This window comes from Qipengyuania pelagi, assembly GCF_009827295.1.
Lineage (GTDB): Bacteria > Pseudomonadota > Alphaproteobacteria > Sphingomonadales > Sphingomonadaceae > Qipengyuania > Qipengyuania pelagi.
This window is the reverse complement of sequence record NZ_WTYD01000001.1, coordinates 875051-891877: the sequence shown is the minus strand read 5'-3', so window position 1 is coordinate 891877 and position 16827 is coordinate 875051. Positions and strand designations below refer to the sequence as shown.

The following is a 16827-nucleotide window of genomic DNA, read 5'->3' as shown; positions in this document are numbered from 1 at the left end:
GGGCATGGAGCGAATCCCACCGACGAAGGAGAATAAAGTGTCGGAGCAGCGCAGTGGCGCGCGAGTCCTGATCGATACGCTGGTGCAGCAGGGCGTCGAATTCGTGTTCGGCTATCCCGGCGGCGCGGTGCTGCCGATCTATGACGAGCTGTTCGGCGAAGATCAGCGCGAAGGCGGCCTGCGTCACATCCTCGTTCGCCACGAAGCGGGCGCGGCCCATGCGGCGGAAGGCTATGCCCGCTCCACCGGCAAGCCCGGCGTCGTCCTCGTCACCAGCGGCCCCGGCGCGACCAATGCCGTGACGGGAATCGCCGATGCGTGGATGGATTCGATCCCGATGGTCGTCATCACCGGACAGGTGCCCACGGGCCTGATCGGGACCGACGCGTTTCAGGAAGCCGATACGGTCGGCATCACCCGCCATTGCACCAAGCACAATTATCTCGTGAACGACCCGAGCAAGCTCGCCGCCACGATCGAGGAGGCGTTTCGCATCGCCACCACCGGTCGCCCCGGCCCGGTCCTGGTCGACATCCCGAAAGACATCCAGATCGCGCTGGTGGACGAGGAAGAGACCGCCCCCCTCGCCTCGCACCGCTACCGGCCTCGCACCTCCGCCGCGGCTGACGAGATCGCCAGCGCCGTCGACATGCTCGCGGCGGCGGAACGGCCCGTCTTCTATACCGGCGGCGGCGTCATCAACGCAGGTCCCCGCGCCAGCGAATTGCTGCGCGAATTGCAGCGCCTGACCGGCGCGCCCGTTACCAGCACGCTGATGGGCCTCGGCGCGTTTCCCGCCGACCACCCGGACTGGCTCGGGATGCTGGGGATGCACGGGACCTACGAAGCGAACATGGCGATGAACCGGTCCGACCTGATCGTCGCGATCGGATCGCGGTTCGACGATCGGGTGACCGGACGGCTCGACGCCTTCGCCCCGCAGGCCAAGAAGATCCACATCGATATCGACCGGGCGAGCATCAACAAGGTGGTCCCCGTCGATCTCGGCATCGTGGGCGATTGCGCCGAAGTGCTCGAACAGCTGGTCTCGGCATGGGATAAGCGCGAGGCGCGCGACCTTACCGAGTGGCAGGCCCGCATCGCCGGGTGGCGCGCGCGGCACTGCCTCGCCTATCCGCAGAGCAGCGATGCGATCATGCCGCAAAAGAGCATCGAGCGGCTGTTCGCGCTGACGCGGGATCGCGATCCGATCATCACCACCGAAGTCGGTCAGCACCAGATGTGGGCGGCACAATATTTCGGCTTCATGGGGCCGAACAAATGGCTCACCAGCGGAGGCCTCGGCACGATGGGCTATGGCCTGCCCGCCGCCATCGGCGCTCAGCTCGGCAATCCCGACGCGCTCGTCATAGACATCGCGGGCGAGGCGAGCATTCAGATGAACATCCAGGAACTCGGAACGGCGAGCCAGTATCGCCTGCCGGTCAAGGTCTTCATCCTCAACAACGAATATATGGGCATGGTCCGCCAGTGGCAGGAACTGATCTATGAGAGCCGCTATTCCAACAGCTACTCCGACAGCCTGCCCGATTTCGTGGCGCTGGCCGAGGCCTATGGCTGGAAGGGAATCAGGATCGAGGACGAGAGCCAGCTCGATGCCGGGATCGAAGCGATGATCGCGCATGACGGGCCGGTCATCGTCGATTGCCACGTGTCGAAGAATGCGAACTGCCTGCCGATGATCCCCAGCGGCGCGGCGCATACCGAAATGCTGATGTATGGCGACAGCGTGGCGGGATCGATCGACGACAAGGCAAAGGCGCTGGTGTGATGATGGGACCGGACGACGAACGCCACGTCCTCAACGTGGTGGTGGACAATGAAGCGGGCATCCTCGCCAAGATCGCCGGGCTCTTCACCGCGCGTGGCTACAATATCGACAGCCTGACGGTGGCCGATATCAGCGAGGATCACGCCGTCAGCCGGATAACCATTGTCACCGGCGGTCCCCCGCAGGTGATCGACCAGATCCGCGCGCAGCTGGAACGGCTGATCCCGGTCCACAAGGTGATCGACCTCACCGAGGAAGGCCCGCATGTCGAGCGCGAGCTGGCGCTGGTGAAGGTCGCCGGCAAGGGCGAAATACGCGTCGAGGCGCTCCGCATCGCCGAACTGTTCCGCGCGAATGTCGTCGATACGACCACGTCGAGCTTCGTCTTCGAATTGACCGGATCGCCGGACAAGGTCGCTAGCTTCATCAGCCTCATGCGCGAACTCGGCCTGGTCGAGGTCGGGCGGTCGGGCATCGTCGGCATGATGCGCGGCGCGGACAAAATCTGAGAAAAGGGATACCATGCACATCTATTACGATTCCGATTGCGACCAGCAGCTGATCAAGGACCGCAAAGTCGCGATCGTCGGCTATGGCAGCCAGGGCCACGCCCATGCCCAGAACCTGCGCGACAGCGGGGTCGGCGAAGTCGTGATCGCGCTTCGCGAAGGATCGGCGTCGGCGAAGAAGGCCGAAGGTGCGGGCTTCACGGTCAAGACCGTGTCGGAAGCCGCAAAATGGGCGGATGTGCTGATGATCCTGGCGCCCGACGAGCATCAGGCCGCGATCTACGCGAGCGAGGTCGCGGGCAGGATGCGTCCCGGCACCGCGCTCGCTTTCGCGCACGGGCTCAACATCCATTTCGGCCTGATCGATCCGCCCGCCGATGTCGACGTCATCATGATCGCGCCCAAAGGCCCCGGCCACACTGTGCGCGGGGAATATCTCAAGGGCGGCGGCGTGCCGTGCCTGATCGCCGTCCACCAGGAAAGCAGCGCTTCCGATGGCGGCAACGGCTTCGCCAAACAGCTGGCGCTCTCCTATGCCAGCGCGGTCGGCGGCGGGCGTTCCGGCATCATCGAGACCGATTTCAAGGAAGAGTGCGAAACCGACCTGTTCGGGGAACAGGCGGTGCTGTGCGGCGGGGTCACGCATCTGATCCAGGCTGGATTCGAAACGCTGGTCGAGGCCGGATACGCGCCCGAAATGGCCTATTTCGAATGCCTCCACGAAACCAAGCTGATCGTCGACCTGCTCTATGAAGGCGGCATCGCGAACATGCGCTATTCGATCTCGAACACCGCCGAATACGGCGACATCAAGACCGGTCCGCGCATCATCACCGACGAGACGAAGGCCGAGATGAAGCGCGTGCTGAAGGACATCCAGTCGGGCCGATTCGTGAAGGACTTCGTGCTCGACAACCAGGCGGGCCAGCCCGAGCTTAAGGCAAGCCGCAAGGCCGCCGCCGCCCACCCGATCGAAAAGACCGGCGCTCAACTGCGCGCCATGATGCCCTGGATCGGCGCCAACAAGCTGGTGGACAAGGACAGGAACTGACCGGACGATTTGAGGACGGGATCGGTTCGCGCTAGGTCCCGTCAGCACCGGACCGTCCGACTTCAGGAGACTGTTATGAAGCCCATCGCCCTCGCCCTATCCGCTCTCGTCCTTGGCGTAGGTGGCGTCGCCGCGCTGGAGGCGCAGTCCGCTCCGCCGAGCAAGCCCGGCCTCGTCGACGTATCGCGCGTCACCGCCGGAACCTATACGACCGATGGGAGCCACAGCCTCGTCGCGTGGAGCGTCGATCATTTCGGCTTCAACGATTATTTCGGCCTGTTCGGCGATGTCGACGGGACGTTGACGATCGATCCCGCCGACCCGAGCGCTGCTACGGTCGATGTGACGATCCCGATCACCAGTCTTGCGGTCGTCAGCGAGGGCTTGCGCGATCATATGCTGCGCCCCGGCAAGGATGGCGAGGAACCCGATTTCTTCGGCCCCGAACCCGAGCCTGCCCGGTTCGTTTCGCGCGCGGTCCGTATCGGCGCGAGCGGCGTCACGGCCGAGGTCGACGGCGATCTGACGCTCAACGGAGTGACGCGCCCAGTCGAACTCTATGTCAGCTTCACCGGCGCCGGGACCAATCCGATGAACAAGCGCGAGACGATCGGCTTCGAAGGGCGCACGACCATCCAGCGGTCCGACTTCGGGATCGACTACGCGCTGCCGATGGTGGGTGACGCGGTAGAACTGGAGATCACCGCGGCCTTCGAAAAGGAATGAAGGCGCGTCCGAAAGGGTAATTTTCGAACGACAGGCTTGCATCGCACGATCGGATCGGCGATGCAGGGCCTATGAACGCGCTCGATCTGTCCGGCCTACGACTTATCCGCCCTTGGGCGTGACCCGGCGTGCCCGTCTGGCGCGCTGAGCGCCCAAGGGTTTCCGAACGTCGCAACCTTTAGACAGACCGAGTACTCCCGATGCCAATGCTCCGCGATCCCAGCGCGAAATACGCCCCTTTTCCGCAGATCGACCTGCCCGACCGGCAATGGCCGACGCGCACGATTACCGCTCCGCCCCGCTGGCTTTCCACCGACCTTCGCGATGGCAACCAGGCCATCGTCGATCCGATGGATGCGCATAAGAAGACCCGCTTCTTCGACCTGCTCGTCGAAATCGGCGTCAAGGAGATCGAGGTCGGCTTCCCCAGCGCGGGCGCGACCGAGTTCGACTTCATCAGCGGGCTGGTGCGGAGCGGCCGCATCCCCGACGACGTGATCGTTCAGGTGCTGACCCAGAGCCGCGAGGACCTGATCCGCACCAGCTTCGCCAGCCTCGACGGCGCGCGCGCGGCGATCGTCCATCTCTACAACGCGGTCAGCCCGGCCTGGCGCGAGATCGTGTTCGGCATGAGCCGCGACCAGGTGCGCGAGATCGCTGTGGCGGGCGCGAAGGTCATGCGCGACGAAGCGGGCGCGCGACCCGATACGGACTGGCATTTCCAGTACAGCCCGGAAACATTCTCGACCGCCGAACTCGATTTCAGCCTGGAAGTCTGCGAGGCCGTGATGGACGTGCTCGCGCCGACGCCCGACCATCCGATCATCCTGAACCTGCCCGCCACGGTCGAGGCGGCCACACCCAATATCTACGCCGATCAGGTCGAATATTTCATCCGTAACCTGCCCAATCGCGACAGCGCGGTTATCAGCTTGCACACGCATAACGATCGCGGAACCGGCGTGGCGGCGGCGGAATTGGCGCTGATGGCGGGCGCGGACCGGGTCGAAGGGTGCCTGTTCGGCAATGGCGAGCGGACGGGCAATTGCTGCCTCGTGACCATGGCGCTCAACATGTACACGCAAGGTGTCGATCCCGCGCTCGACTTCTCGGATATCGACCGGGTGATCCGCACGGTCGAATATTGCAACGAATTGCCCGTCCCCGCCCGCCATCCCTATGGTGGCGAGCTGGTCTATACCGCCTTTTCCGGCAGCCATCAGGATGCGATCAAGAAAGGCTTCGGCGCCCGTTCGACGCAGAATGACGAGCGCTGGCGCGTGCCCTACCTCCCGATCGATCCCGCCGATCTGGGCCGCAGCTACGAAGCGGTGATCCGCGTCAATTCGCAGTCCGGCAAGGGCGGATTTGCCTGGGTGCTGGAGCAGGACCAGGGCCTCAAGCTGCCCAAGAAGATGCAGGCCGATTTCAGCCCCCATGTCCAGCGCATGGCCGACGAATTGGGTCGCGAACTGAATGCCGCCGATATCTGGGAGGCCTTCCGCCAAACCTATCACGTCCAGACAAGGGACAAGCATTTCCAGTTGATCGATTACGAAGAGCGGCGTGCTTCGGATGGCAGCCGCCTGTTCAGCGGGAGGATCGAGGTCGATGGCGAGCGCCAGAGCGTGAGCGGGCGCGGCAACGGCCTGATTTCGAGTGTTCTAAGCACGCTGGAGGAGGCGTTCGGCTTGCAGCTGGAAATCGTCGATTACGTCGAACATGCTCTCACCACGGGGCGTGACAGCAGGGCGGCCGCTTATCTCGAATGTCGCACACCGTCCGGCCAGACGATCTGGGCTTGCGGTATCGACGAGGATGTCGCGACGGCAGGCGTGCGCGCAGTGCTGAGCGCCGCGAACAGCGCCATCGCCCGGACCTAGCGCCCGGTCAGCCCGCGTCGCCCATGACATGGCGGGGCACCACCCGCATCGGTGAGCCCCAGCTGCCCTCGCACTGAGCCACTCTTATGGCATTGCGACCGGCAGCCTTGGCGGCATAGAGAGGCGCGTCCGCGCAGTTCATCGCCACCGACGCGCTGCATGTTTCGACGATGCGCGCGATGCCGATACTGGCTGTGATGTTGAAGGTGCGACCGTCCTGGTCGGCCATGCGCTTGCCGGCGATCGCCTCGCGCAGATGCTCGCAGATCGCCAGCGCATCGTCGACTGCATCGCGTGTCACGATCATTCCGAACTCTTCGCCACCAAGACGGGCAAAAATACATTTGCGCGTCGTGTGTTCGCGCATGAGGCCGGCGATCCTTTTCAGGACCATGTCCCCGGTATCATGGCCGTAGGTGTCGTTGACGCGCTTGAAATGGTCGAGATCGATCAGCGCGAGAGCGAAGGGCGCTTCCTTTGCATCAACGAGTTGTTCCTCCAGCATGTCGAGGAAGGCGCGGCGGTTCGGCAGGCCTGTCAGCGCATCGGTGCGCGCCTCGCGCGTGGCTTGCAATTCATCGAGCTTGCGCGCGGTGACGTCACGGATCGTGACGACGAAAGAGCGCACCGCCCCCGCGGCGTAGACCGCGCGGATCTTCGCCTCCAGCCAAAGAGTCGCATGGCCGCGTGTCACTGAACGTTCGATGATCCGCGTGGCCCCCGGAGATGCGCGCGCCCCTGACAGGGCTTCCTCGATGATCTGATGGTCGAACGCCCCGAAAAAGGTGCTGAGCGGCTTGCCATCGAGATTCTCGAGGCCGCTCAGCGCCCGTGATGCCGGAGACGCGAACTGGATCAATCCCTCACGGTCGAGATGCAGCAGCGCGTCGTCCGAATGATCGGAGATCAAGCGCTGAAGCGCCTCGCGCTGGATGATGTCGGCGACCAGTCGCTCGCGCTGATTGAGCGCGATCGCAAGCGGCAGGGCAATCAGCAATTGCACCGCCAGATAGAATTGCAGGAACAGGGCTTTGCCGGCCATGGACAGATCGAGAGCGGCGAAATGTCCCGTATCCTGCGCGAGCGACGCCGCCGCGACCACTGTGACGACCAGGACACCCACCGTGGCGCCCAATCGTCCGAACCGATAACTTGCCAGCACCACGGGCACCATCGGAAGGAACAGCAGAGGAAATCCGGTCTGGAAAATCGTCGCAGTCGAAATGCCAGCGATCAGCGCCAGGACGAAGATGAATTCCACCGTCCTTCGCGGAGAAAGCCGCAGCGACATATCCGGCGCTCCGTCGCTCCTCGCATAGCCTGAGATAAGCAGGACAAGCGGCATCACCAGCATCGCGCCGAGCCCGTGGCCGACGATCCAGGCCATCGTATGCAGCCACCATTCACCGCCCACCGCCCGCCAGGCGATGAAGCTTCCGAAGAGCGACAGAGTGATGGGAACCGCGAAACCCGCTATCCCGATCAGGGCGAGGATGCCCGGCCCACTGGTGACGTAATCGCCTTGGGGCCGGAACTTTCGCAAAAGATGGGCGGTCAACAGTGCTTCGCTGACATTCACGAAGGCGAGCGGAAGCGCAGGCCCCGGACCGAAACCGAAGAAAGCGGTGGCGATAGTGCTGAGAACGAGCAGAATGCCAGCAGGCACCGCCCATTTGCGATAGGGCAAGGTCAGGAACAGCGCCGCCGCGATCGCCGTGCCCGGCCAGAACAGGGCCAGGCCGCCGCTATACCGGGTCCAGAAGATCGTAGCTGTCGTCGCCGCGAAGAACGCAGCGGCATAGCCGACGATGCTCTGAACTTCCCGTCTCATGACTTAACCCTTGCCCCTACCCATGCCCCTAACGCAGAACATTAAAAGAAGCCACCTTCGGCGCATTACGTAGAGCCACGCATCAAATGCTAGCCAGAGAGCGTTCCGAAATGGTTACGGGGAGATGAAATTATGGCCGAAACTATACTCGAACCCGATCTTCCGATCGTCGATCCCCATCACCACCTTTGGGATCTGCGCCCCCTGCTGCCCGCTTTCCCGACCCCGCGCCATCCCTTTCTCGAGGCAATCGCGGGTGCGGCCTATTACGATTTCGACGCGTTGCGAGAGGATGTGAGCGGATCGGGTCAGACACCCTCCCACCGCATTCTCGCGACGGTCTTCATGGAATGCGGGGCCTATTATGCGGCCGATCGCGAAGATGCGATGAAGCCGGTCGGCGAAGTCGAATACGCGAACGGCGTGGCGGCGCAGGGTGCAAGCGGCCTTTACGGCGATTATCGCCCATGTGCGGGAATCGTGGGACATGCGGACCTTACGCTCGGCGATGCGATCGCTCCGGTGATCGAGGCGCTGATCGCTGCCGGGAATGGCCGCTTCAAGGGTATCCGTCATGCAGGCGCGTGGGATGCTGATCCCGAGGTGCTCGGTCCTCCCTTCCACGCGCCGGAAGGTCTTTATCGCTCGGACGCCTTTCGCGCCGGCTTTGCCGCCTATTCGCGTTTCGCGCTGAACTTCGATGCCTGGGTGCTCGAACCGCAGCTTGGCGACGTGCTCGATCTCGCCCGCGCCTTTCCCGATCAGGCGATCGTGCTCGACCATTGCGGCACCCCGCTTGGGATGGGGTCGTATGCGGGCACATTGCCGGAGAATTTCGATCGCTGGCGATCCAGCATCCGCGCGATCGCCGAATGCCTGAACGTGTCGGTCAAGCTCGGCGGGCTCGCAATGTCGTTCTGCGGTATGCCCGACGAAGGTCCCGCCAAGGGATGCGGTTCGGAAGAGCTCGCGACGATGTGGCGGCCCTATATCGAAACCTGCATCGAGGCGTTCGGAACCGGGCGTGCGATGTTCGAAAGCAATTACCCGGTCGATCGCTGGGGCGCGAGCTACCCGGTGTTGTGGAACGCGTTCAAGCGGCTCGCCTCCGGCGCGTCGGCGCAGGAAAAGCGCGACCTGTTCTGCATGAACGCCGCGCGCACCTACGATATCGCGCACGTCCTGCCTAGCCTGCAGGACCTTCCGTAACGGCAATCTCGACAAGCGGGGCGGACCGCCATAACCCGGTTGGCATAACCAGCGAGAGGACACCCGACCATGCCCCTGCCCGCCCCCTTCGACCGCCTTCGCCTCCCGGTGATCGGATCGCCGCTCTTCATCGTATCCGGGCCCGAGCTGGTGATCGCGCAGTGCAAGGCGGGGATCGTCGGCAGCTTCCCGGCCCTGAATGCCCGGCCCCAGTCGCAGCTCGACGAATGGCTCCACCAGATTACCGAAGAATTGTCCGCGCATAATCGCGACAATCCCGACCGCCCCGCCGCACCGTTCGCGGTCAACCAAATCGTCCATCGCTCCAACGACCGGATCGAGGCCGACATGGCGACCTGCGGCAAATGGCAGGTCCCGCTCGTCATCACGTCTCTGGGCGCGCGCGAAGAAATCTTCGATGCTGTGCGCGGCTGGGGCGGGATCACCATGCATGACGTCATCACCGACCGCTTCGCGCGCAAGGCGATCGAAAAGGGTGCGGACGGGCTGATCCCCGTCGCCGCCGGGGCTGGCGGCCATGCGGGTACGTTGAGCCCCTTCGCGCTGATGCAGGAAATCCGCGCATGGTTCGATGGGCTCGTCGCGCTCTCCGGCTCGATCGCACATGGCCGCTCGATCCTCGCCGCGCAGGCATTGGGCGCGGATTTCGCCTATATCGGATCGCCCTGGATCGCGACGGACGAGGCCAATGCGGATGCGCGCTACAAACAAGGCATCGTCGAGGGCGATGCGGCGGGCATCGTCTACACCAACCTCTTTACCGGCGTGCACGGCAATTACCTGCGCTCCAGCATCGAGGCGGCGGGCATGGACCCCGACGATCTGCCGGTCAGCGATCCGAGCAAGATGAATTTCGGCAGCGGCGGCAACACGAAAGCCAAGGCGTGGAAGGATATCTGGGGTTCGGGTCAGGGCATCGGCACGGTCAAATCGGTCGGCCCGGTTTCGCAGATGGTCGAACGGCTGGCGCGCGAATACGAAGATGCGAAGGCCGCGCTGGGAAAAGCTACCGGGTAGAAACCCGGCGGGTCAGAAAATGCCCGCCTGAAGCCCCTCAACAAGACCCGCGCCGATTTCGCGGCAATGGTCGAGCGTGTCGTCCGGCACGCTTTTGTCAGCCAGAATCCGATCGGGCGTCTGCGCCGCGAAATTGACGATCAGAGGTTCGGCGACCCGCTTCAACCGCCAGCCCTTCGCGATCCGGTCGATCTGGCGCTGGGCGCCCTCCCCGTCCGATCCCGCCGCGATGATGGTGGCGTAGACGCGGCCCTCTATCCGGCCGAGGACGGGGTAATAGCAGCGATCGAACATGTCCTTCATCATCCCGCTCATCGTGGCGAGGTTTTCGGGACAACAAAACAGATAGCCGCGCGCAGCGAGAAAATGCTCGGGCTCGACGTCTTCGGCGGGCAGGCATAGAGCCACATCCCCTGCCCCCTCGAATGCCGCTTCGGCCATGGCGTGGCTGGCACCGGTGCGGCTGTGCCAGGCGATCAGGAGGGGGGCTTGCGACATCGCCTTCCACCATCGCAAGCCACTGTCGATTGTCAATCCGCGCTCCCTTGCGGTTCAGGAACAGGCGCCTAAAACCGGGACCATGCCCACAGATACCGCCCCTTCCGTGCTCGGGATCGAGCGATCGCTGTCTGGCAGGACATGGCGCTGGCGCGGTGGCAACATGGATTTGTCGCGTGGCGGCGCGGCGACTGTCAGTCACGACATCGTAACCCAACTCCTGCTCGCGCGCGGCGTGGCCGAGGACGATCTCGCTCGCAATCGCGCGCCGACCCTGCGCGATTTCCTCCCCGATCCGTCCGAGTTCAACGATATGGACAGCGCCGCCGATCGTCTCGCTCAGGCGGTGCTGAGTGGGGAGCGGATCACCGTCTACGGCGATTACGACGTCGATGGGGCGACCAGCGCAGCGCTATTGATCCGCCTGCTGCGCGATCTCGGAATCGACGCGGACTATTACATTCCCGACCGCCTGCTCGAAGGCTACGGCCCCTCGGGCAAGGCGCTGGTGAAGCTTGGCGAGCAGGGCAGTAGCCTCGTCGTCACCGTCGATTGCGGCGCGATGGCGTTCGATGCGCTGCAACAGGCGCATGACGCTGGCGTGGACGTGATCGTGGTGGATCACCACAAATGCGCCGCCGAACTCCCGCGCGCCCTCGCCCTCGTCAATCCGAACCGGCTCGACGAAAACGACCTCGCGGCGGGGCACGGCCATCTCGCTGCCGTGGGGGTCGCCTTTCTGCTCGCGATAGCTCTGGTGCGAACCTTGCGCGAACGTGGTTATTTCGAATCGCGTCGCGAGCCCGATTTGATGGGATTGCTCGATCTGGTCGCGCTCGGCACCGTGGCGGATGTCGCGGCGCTTCACGGGTTGAACCGCGCCTTCGTGGCGCAAGGCCTCAAGATCATGGCGCGCCGCGCGAATATCGGCATGGCGGCGCTGATCGATGCGAGCCGGTTGAAGCGCGCGCCCGCCTGTAGCGATCTCGGCTTCGCGCTCGGCCCGCGCATCAATGCCGGCGGACGTGTCGGCGAATCGACTCTGGGCGTGCGCCTGCTGACGACGCAGGACCCGGAAGAGGCGGCAGCCATCGCCGCCCAGCTTTCCCAGCTCAACGACGAGCGCCGCGCGATCGAGGCCGCGGTCCAAGAGGCGGCGGAAGAACAGCTGGCGGGCCAGCACAATCGCGCTGTCACGCTCGTCGCGGCGCGGGGCTGGCATCCGGGCGTGATCGGCATCGTCGCCGGTCGGATCAAGGAAAAGACCGGCAAGCCCGCGCTTGTCATCGCGATCGACGAGGAGACCGGTCAGGGCAAGGGATCGGGCCGCTCCATCGCGGGCGTCGATCTGGGCGCCGCGATCATCGCTGCCCGCGAGAGCGGGTTGCTAGTGGCAGGCGGCGGCCACGCGATGGCAGCGGGGCTGACGATCGACGCCGACCGGCTTGATGCCTTTGCCGACTGGCTGGACGAGCGTCTGGCGAAGGACGTTGCGCGGGCGAGCGCGGGGCAATCGACCGTGCTCGATCTCGCCGTCTCGCCCGGAGGGCTGGTGCCCGATCTGGTCGAGACGCTGGAAGGGGCTGGCCCGTTCGGCATGGGCTGGCCCGGCCCCCGCCTCGCTGTCGGCCCGGTGCGGCTCGTAAAATGCGACGTGGTGGGCACCGGCCATGTCCGCATCGTCGCATCGGGCGACGACGGACGTAGCTTCAAGGCGATCGGTTTCCGCATGGCGGAAAGCGAGCTTGGCCAGACTTTGCTGCATGGCGCGCGCGGGCGCAGGCTCTGGCTGGCGGGGCGCGCGAAGATCGACGATTGGGGCCAGCGGCCTGCTGCGGAGCTGCATTTGGAAGACGCGGCCTGGGCAGATTGAGCGTTTGGTGGACGGATTGAAAATTTGCCGCAATCCGAGGCTTGACGATATCCGAACAGCCCATTAGACGCCCGGCCACGCCACCGACCCGGCAACGGGACTGGCCCCTTCGTCTAGCGGTTAGGACGCGGCCCTTTCACGGCTGAAACACGGGTTCGATTCCCGTAGGGGTCACCATCGGTGGCGTTTTTGCGTTCAGAGCCCGCGCCATGCGCCGGAGCCGAACGGACCGTCTCCCAGTTGTCCGAGCTAACGCGCTATTACATGGCTGAAACGCCTGTTCACTTCGCGTGGGCGTCGGCAGACAGGTTTGAGCGTTAGATTGCCGAAATCCTCAGTCCGCCGACATCGAGCGCATATCAGCGCCATCCATCCCACCCTGGTGCATTCGCTCGCCAAGGTCGGCCATGACATACCAGGTGCCGCCCGCCATGATCGCAAGCAGGCAGACGGAGAAAAGCACCAGCAGCAGGTCCTCACGCGATTGCTCGCCCGAAAAGCTGAGATGCAGGAAATTGCGCAGGTGGACGACGATCTGAACGAGGGCGGCCGCGCAGATCAACGCGATCTTCCACGGCGCCGACAGTCCCGATAGGTGCGCGGCAAAGGCACCGCTCGTCAGCAGCAGGCTCGCGACGAAACCGATCGCATAGCTGCGGATTTCCGCGCGCGCAGTGTCCTTCGGATCCAGCTCTCCAGTGTTCGGTCTGCTCATGCGAGGGGCACCAGAAATACGAAGGAAAAGATGCCGACCCAGACGAGGTCGAGGAAATGCCAGAATACGCCCAGCATCGAGAGGCGCACCTTCACCGTATCGTCCATCCCGCGCTTGAGGATCTGCGCGGCCATGGCGAGGATCCAGATGATGCCGGACAGGACGTGGATACCGTGGAGGCCGACCAGCGCCCAGTAGGAACTGAGCCAACCGCTCGCCTGCGGCACGCCGCCCTCGCCTGCCTGCGTAATGAAATCCCTGACCTCGAAGACCAGGAAGCCAGCGCCAAGCGCGGCGGAGATCAAGAGCCACAGGATGACCTTCGCTCGCCCGGTTTCGTATTTGACCGCCAGCGACACGCCGCCATAGGCCACGCCGCCGACCAGCAGGAAGGCAGTCTGAATGGCAACGCTCCTGACGTCGAACAGGTCGCGCGGCCCCGGCCCACCGGCAAGCCCGATGGGATCAAGGTAAGAAGCATAGGATGCGAACAGGATTCCGAAAATGATGAGATCGCTCATCAGGAACACCCAGAACCCGAACACGGTGTTCTCGGCCTGATCGTGCGCATCGCCGTGCCCGCCACCAAGATTCAGGCCGGGATAGAGATTGGTGTCGCTCATCCGGCAAACTCCGAAACATCGGGCACGCCGCGATTGCGCTCCGTTTCCTCGTCCGCTCGCGTGACCGGCGCAAGATTCGCCACCTGCTGCCGGAAGCGCCGATCGGCATCCTCCACTTCCGCCGCGCGGATGATTCTGGGCTCGATCACAACCATTCCGCGCAGGATGAGCAGACCGGGTATCGCGAGCAAGCTGAGGATGGCCAGCCACCAGATATGCCAGACCATCGCGAAGGCGAGGCCGAAGGCGGCGCCCGCGATCAGGAGGCCGTGCGCGGTGTTCGCAGGCATTTCGATGTCGTCATAGCGCTCGGGCGCCTTCCAGGGGTCTTCCCCACGCTTCGCCTCTCCCCAATCGTCGCGCGCGACGACATGCGGGATGCGCGGGAACGTCCATTCGGGCACCGGGGCGGGCGTGGACCATTCCAGCGTCGCCCCGTTCCACGGGTCGCCACCCGGCACGGCCAGGGCAAGGCGATTGCGATAGCTGGTCCAGAACGTCCAGCACAGCGCGGCCAGCGCGCACAGCATCAGCACCGCACCGAATGCGGCGATATACATCCATGGGAGGAAATCGGGGTTCTGAAAGGTTGGCGAGCGGCGTGGCATTCCCATCAGACCCAGCACGTAGAGCGGCAGGAAGGTAAAGATGAAGCCGCCGACGAACAGAAAGGCCGTGCGCCGTCCCCATGTCTCGTCGAGGCGATAGCCGAAGGCCTTGGGGAACCAGTAATGGATACCCGCCAGCATTCCGTACAGCACGCCGGGGATGATCACATTGTGGAAATGCGCCACCAGAAAGGTGGAATTGTGCACCTGATAATCGATCGACGGGTTGGCGAGGATGATGCCGGACAGCCCGCCGATGACGAAGAGCAGAAAGAACCCGGTCAGATAGACGATCGGCGTCGTGATCCGCACGCGGCCGCGCCACATGGTCGCCATCCAGTCGTAGATCTTCACCCCCGTCGGCACACCGATGATCATCGTCGCGATGCCGAAGGCGATGTTGACCCCAGCGCTCTGCCCCATGGTGAAGAAATGATGCAGCCAGACGGTGAAGCTGATCACGGCGATGCTCATGCTGGCGATCACCAGCGAGGTGTAGCCATAGAGCCGCTTGCCCGAGAAGGTGGAACTGATTTCTGAAAAGACGCCGAAAGCCGGCAGGATCAGGATGTAGACTTCCGGGTGGCCGAACATCCAGAAGATGTTGGCATAATTCATCATGTTGCCACCGGCATCATTGGTGAAGAAATGGAAATCGAGATATCTGTCCAGCACCAGCATCCCGCTCGATACGGTCAGGGCCGGCATGGCATAGATCAGCATGATGGCGACGCACAGGCTGGTCCAGCAGAACAGCGGCATCCGCATGAAATGCATCCCCGGCGCGCGTTCCTTGAAGATCGTGACGGCGAAATTCATGCCCGTCAGAGTTGAGCCGACGCCGGAAATCAGGATCGCCCAGAGCCAGTAATCGACCCCCTCGCCCGGACTGAAGTCGATGCCCGTATAGGGTGGGTACATGGTCCACCCGCCGGTCCCGAACTTGCCGATCAGGAGCGAGACCATCACCAGCGCCGCGCCGACTGCCGTCAGCCCAAGGCTGACCTGGTTGAGCACCGGAAACGCCATGTCGCGCGCGCCCAATTGCTGGGGCAGAACGAAATTTATCAGCCCGATCAATAACGGCATCGCGACGAAGAAGATCATGATCGTCCCGTGCGTGCTGAACAGCTGGGCGAAATGATCCGGCGCCACGAGGCCGCTTTCCTGCTGCGCCAGGGTGCCCAGCGCAGTAGCCTGGTGCGCGCGCATGACGAAGCCTTCGATGATCCCTCGCGCCAGCATCACCAGCGCCAGCGCGATATACATGATCCCGATTTTCTTCGCGTCCGCCGAGGTCAGCCATTCGCGGTAGAGCGGCCCCCACCAGCGCTTCCAGGTGAGCAGCGCCACCCCCGCGATCGCGCCCAGAACCAGCACGCTCGCCGCTCCGGCCCCGACGATGGTGCTGCTGTTCACCTCGCGCAGCAGGTCGGTATAGGGCGTGACCGTCCAGTCGAGCCTGCCGAAGATCGGACTGGTCTCCCCGCTCACGCGCCGCCCTCCTTCGCCGTATCGGAAGGCAGACCGGTTCCGCCGAGGACGCTATCGCGATCGCCGGTTCCGCGGTGGTGATATTTGGCAATGATTTTGTCGAACAGATCGTCCACGCCAAGCCCCATGACGATCGGCTCGGCGCCCTTCTCCAACCCGAGCTCGCTGCGCGCTTCGGCCAGGACCGACTGGCGGCGCAGAATGGCATAGGTCGGTTCGTCGAGAACCAGTTCTTGGGACGCCGCGCTCGCCCAGTTCGCATAATCCGCCGGATCGAGCGCGCGCACGATGAATTTCTGACGCCCGAACCCCGTGCCATTGAATTGCGTGTTCTCGCCTTCGGCCTCCCCCGTTCGCGAGGCGGCGAAATTCAGCTTCGTCGTCATGCCCGGCATCGCATAGATCTGGCCGGTGAGGGACGAGATCAGAAGGCTCTGCATCACCGTGTCGGTGGTCAATGTCAGTTCCACCGGCCTGCCCACCGGCACGGCCAGTTCATTGACTGTCGCAATGCCTTCGTCGGGATAGATGAAGACCCATTTCCAATCGAGACCGATCGCCTGAACCTGCAAGGGTTCGGGCCCCAGAGGATCGTATGGGTCGAGCTTGGCCGTCGAATGCCACAGCCAGCCCGCCAGCACGAGGACCACCACGACCGGCACGCCCCAAAGCGCCCATTCGAGCCGTTTGGAAAATTCCCACTCCGGCCGATATTCGCCGCGTGGCCTGGCATAGCGATAGCGCCAGAGGATGTAGGGCACGCCGATCAGCACCGGCAGGATCACGATCATCGTGATGCCGATCACTCGCAGCAGGTGCGTGAACTGTTCTTCGGCGACGGGCCCCATCGGTTGAAGGAAGCTCTGGTCGAGGCCCGAGGATGCGTGCGCCACGCACGGCGCGAGCATCGTCAGCAAGGCCCCAGCCGTCAGGAAGACGAACCTCATGCTGCCCAACCGATGTCAGCCGATATCACC

Annotated in this window: 14 protein-coding genes and 1 tRNA gene; 9 read left to right on the top strand and 6 right to left on the bottom strand. The window is 63.9% G+C overall.

Translation table 11 applies throughout. The annotated features are described in order from the left end of the window. Positions 1–37: 37 nt before the first annotated feature. The 5 genes from ilvB to leuA all read left to right on the top strand — a co-directional run bounded on the left by ilvB (position 38) and on the right by leuA (position 5961). Positions 38–1792 carry a biosynthetic-type acetolactate synthase large subunit gene (ilvB, locus tag GRI47_RS04355; protein WP_160660122.1) on the top strand — a complete coding sequence of 585 codons (1755 nt, stop codon included), beginning with the start codon at positions 38–40 and terminating at the stop codon, positions 1790–1792. After that, entirely contained in the window at positions 1792–2301 is a 510-nt protein-coding gene (gene ilvN / locus GRI47_RS04350) for an acetolactate synthase small subunit (RefSeq protein WP_160660121.1), read from the top strand. Before ilvB ends, ilvN begins: the two co-directional genes overlap by 1 nt. A 13-nt stretch (positions 2302–2314) precedes the next feature. Further along, entirely contained in the window at positions 2315–3352 is a 1038-nt protein-coding gene (gene ilvC / locus GRI47_RS04345) for a ketol-acid reductoisomerase (protein ID WP_160660120.1), read from the top strand. A gap of 75 nt (positions 3353–3427) precedes the next feature. After that, positions 3428–4078 carry a YceI family protein gene (locus GRI47_RS04340; protein WP_160660119.1) on the top strand — a complete coding sequence of 217 codons (651 nt, stop codon included), beginning with the start codon at positions 3428–3430 and terminating at the stop codon, positions 4076–4078. A gap of 200 nt (positions 4079–4278) precedes the next feature. Next, on the top strand, positions 4279–5961 hold the full coding sequence (leuA, locus tag GRI47_RS04335; protein ID WP_160660118.1) for a 2-isopropylmalate synthase: 1683 nt from the start codon (positions 4279–4281) through the stop codon (positions 5959–5961). Between the two features lie 7 nt (positions 5962–5968). Here leuA and GRI47_RS04330 read toward each other — a convergent pair whose 3' ends face one another. Then, a complete protein-coding gene (locus GRI47_RS04330; RefSeq protein WP_160660117.1) occupies positions 5969–7792 on the bottom strand; it encodes a sensor domain-containing diguanylate cyclase in 1824 nt (607 codons plus the stop codon). A 132-nt stretch (positions 7793–7924) separates the two neighbouring features. On the opposite strand from GRI47_RS04330, the gene GRI47_RS04325 reads away from it, so the two are divergent. Both GRI47_RS04325 and GRI47_RS04320 read left to right on the top strand, forming a co-directional pair. After that, positions 7925–9001, top strand: coding sequence for an amidohydrolase family protein (locus tag GRI47_RS04325; RefSeq protein ID WP_160660116.1), 1077 nt, complete (start codon positions 7925–7927; stop codon positions 8999–9001). Positions 9002–9070: 69 nt separating this feature from the next. Beyond that, the gene (locus GRI47_RS04320) at positions 9071–10039 is read left to right on the top strand and encodes an NAD(P)H-dependent flavin oxidoreductase (protein WP_160660115.1); all 969 of its coding nucleotides are present in this window, start codon (positions 9071–9073) and stop codon (positions 10037–10039) included. A 12-nt stretch (positions 10040–10051) separates the two neighbouring features. On the opposite strand, the gene GRI47_RS04315 is transcribed toward GRI47_RS04320, so the two are convergent. Continuing rightward, a complete protein-coding gene (locus GRI47_RS04315) occupies positions 10052–10537 on the bottom strand; it encodes a flavodoxin family protein (RefSeq protein WP_160660114.1) in 486 nt (161 codons plus the stop codon). Between the two features lie 82 nt (positions 10538–10619). Between GRI47_RS04315 and recJ the strand changes: the two genes are divergently transcribed. Both recJ and GRI47_RS04305 read left to right on the top strand, forming a co-directional pair. Continuing rightward, positions 10620–12410 carry a single-stranded-DNA-specific exonuclease RecJ gene (recJ, locus tag GRI47_RS04310; RefSeq protein WP_160660113.1) on the top strand — a complete coding sequence of 597 codons (1791 nt, stop codon included), beginning with the start codon at positions 10620–10622 and terminating at the stop codon, positions 12408–12410. Positions 12411–12512: 102 nt separating this feature from the next. Next, positions 12513–12587: transfer RNA gene (locus GRI47_RS04305), tRNA-Glu, on the top strand. 157 nt (positions 12588–12744) lie between these two features. On the opposite strand, the gene GRI47_RS04300 is transcribed toward GRI47_RS04305, so the two are convergent. Genes GRI47_RS04300 through GRI47_RS04285 form a run of 4 tightly spaced genes read right to left on the bottom strand, consistent with a single transcriptional unit; the run spans position 12745 to position 16797 of the window. Next, positions 12745–13125 (bottom strand): cytochrome o ubiquinol oxidase subunit IV, encoded by a 381-nt coding sequence (locus GRI47_RS04300; protein WP_160660112.1) that lies wholly within the window; start codon positions 13123–13125, stop codon positions 12745–12747. Further along, positions 13122–13748, bottom strand: coding sequence for a cytochrome c oxidase subunit 3 (locus tag GRI47_RS04295; RefSeq protein WP_160660111.1), 627 nt, complete (start codon positions 13746–13748; stop codon positions 13122–13124). The genes GRI47_RS04300 and GRI47_RS04295 overlap by 4 nt, the downstream gene beginning before the upstream one ends. After that, entirely contained in the window at positions 13745–15850 is a 2106-nt protein-coding gene (locus GRI47_RS04290) for a cbb3-type cytochrome c oxidase subunit I (RefSeq protein WP_160660110.1), read from the bottom strand. The genes GRI47_RS04295 and GRI47_RS04290 overlap by 4 nt, the downstream gene beginning before the upstream one ends. Continuing rightward, a complete protein-coding gene (locus GRI47_RS04285) occupies positions 15847–16797 on the bottom strand; it encodes a cytochrome c oxidase subunit II (protein ID WP_160660109.1) in 951 nt (316 codons plus the stop codon). The genes GRI47_RS04290 and GRI47_RS04285 overlap by 4 nt, the downstream gene beginning before the upstream one ends. Positions 16798–16827: the final 30 nt, after the last annotated feature.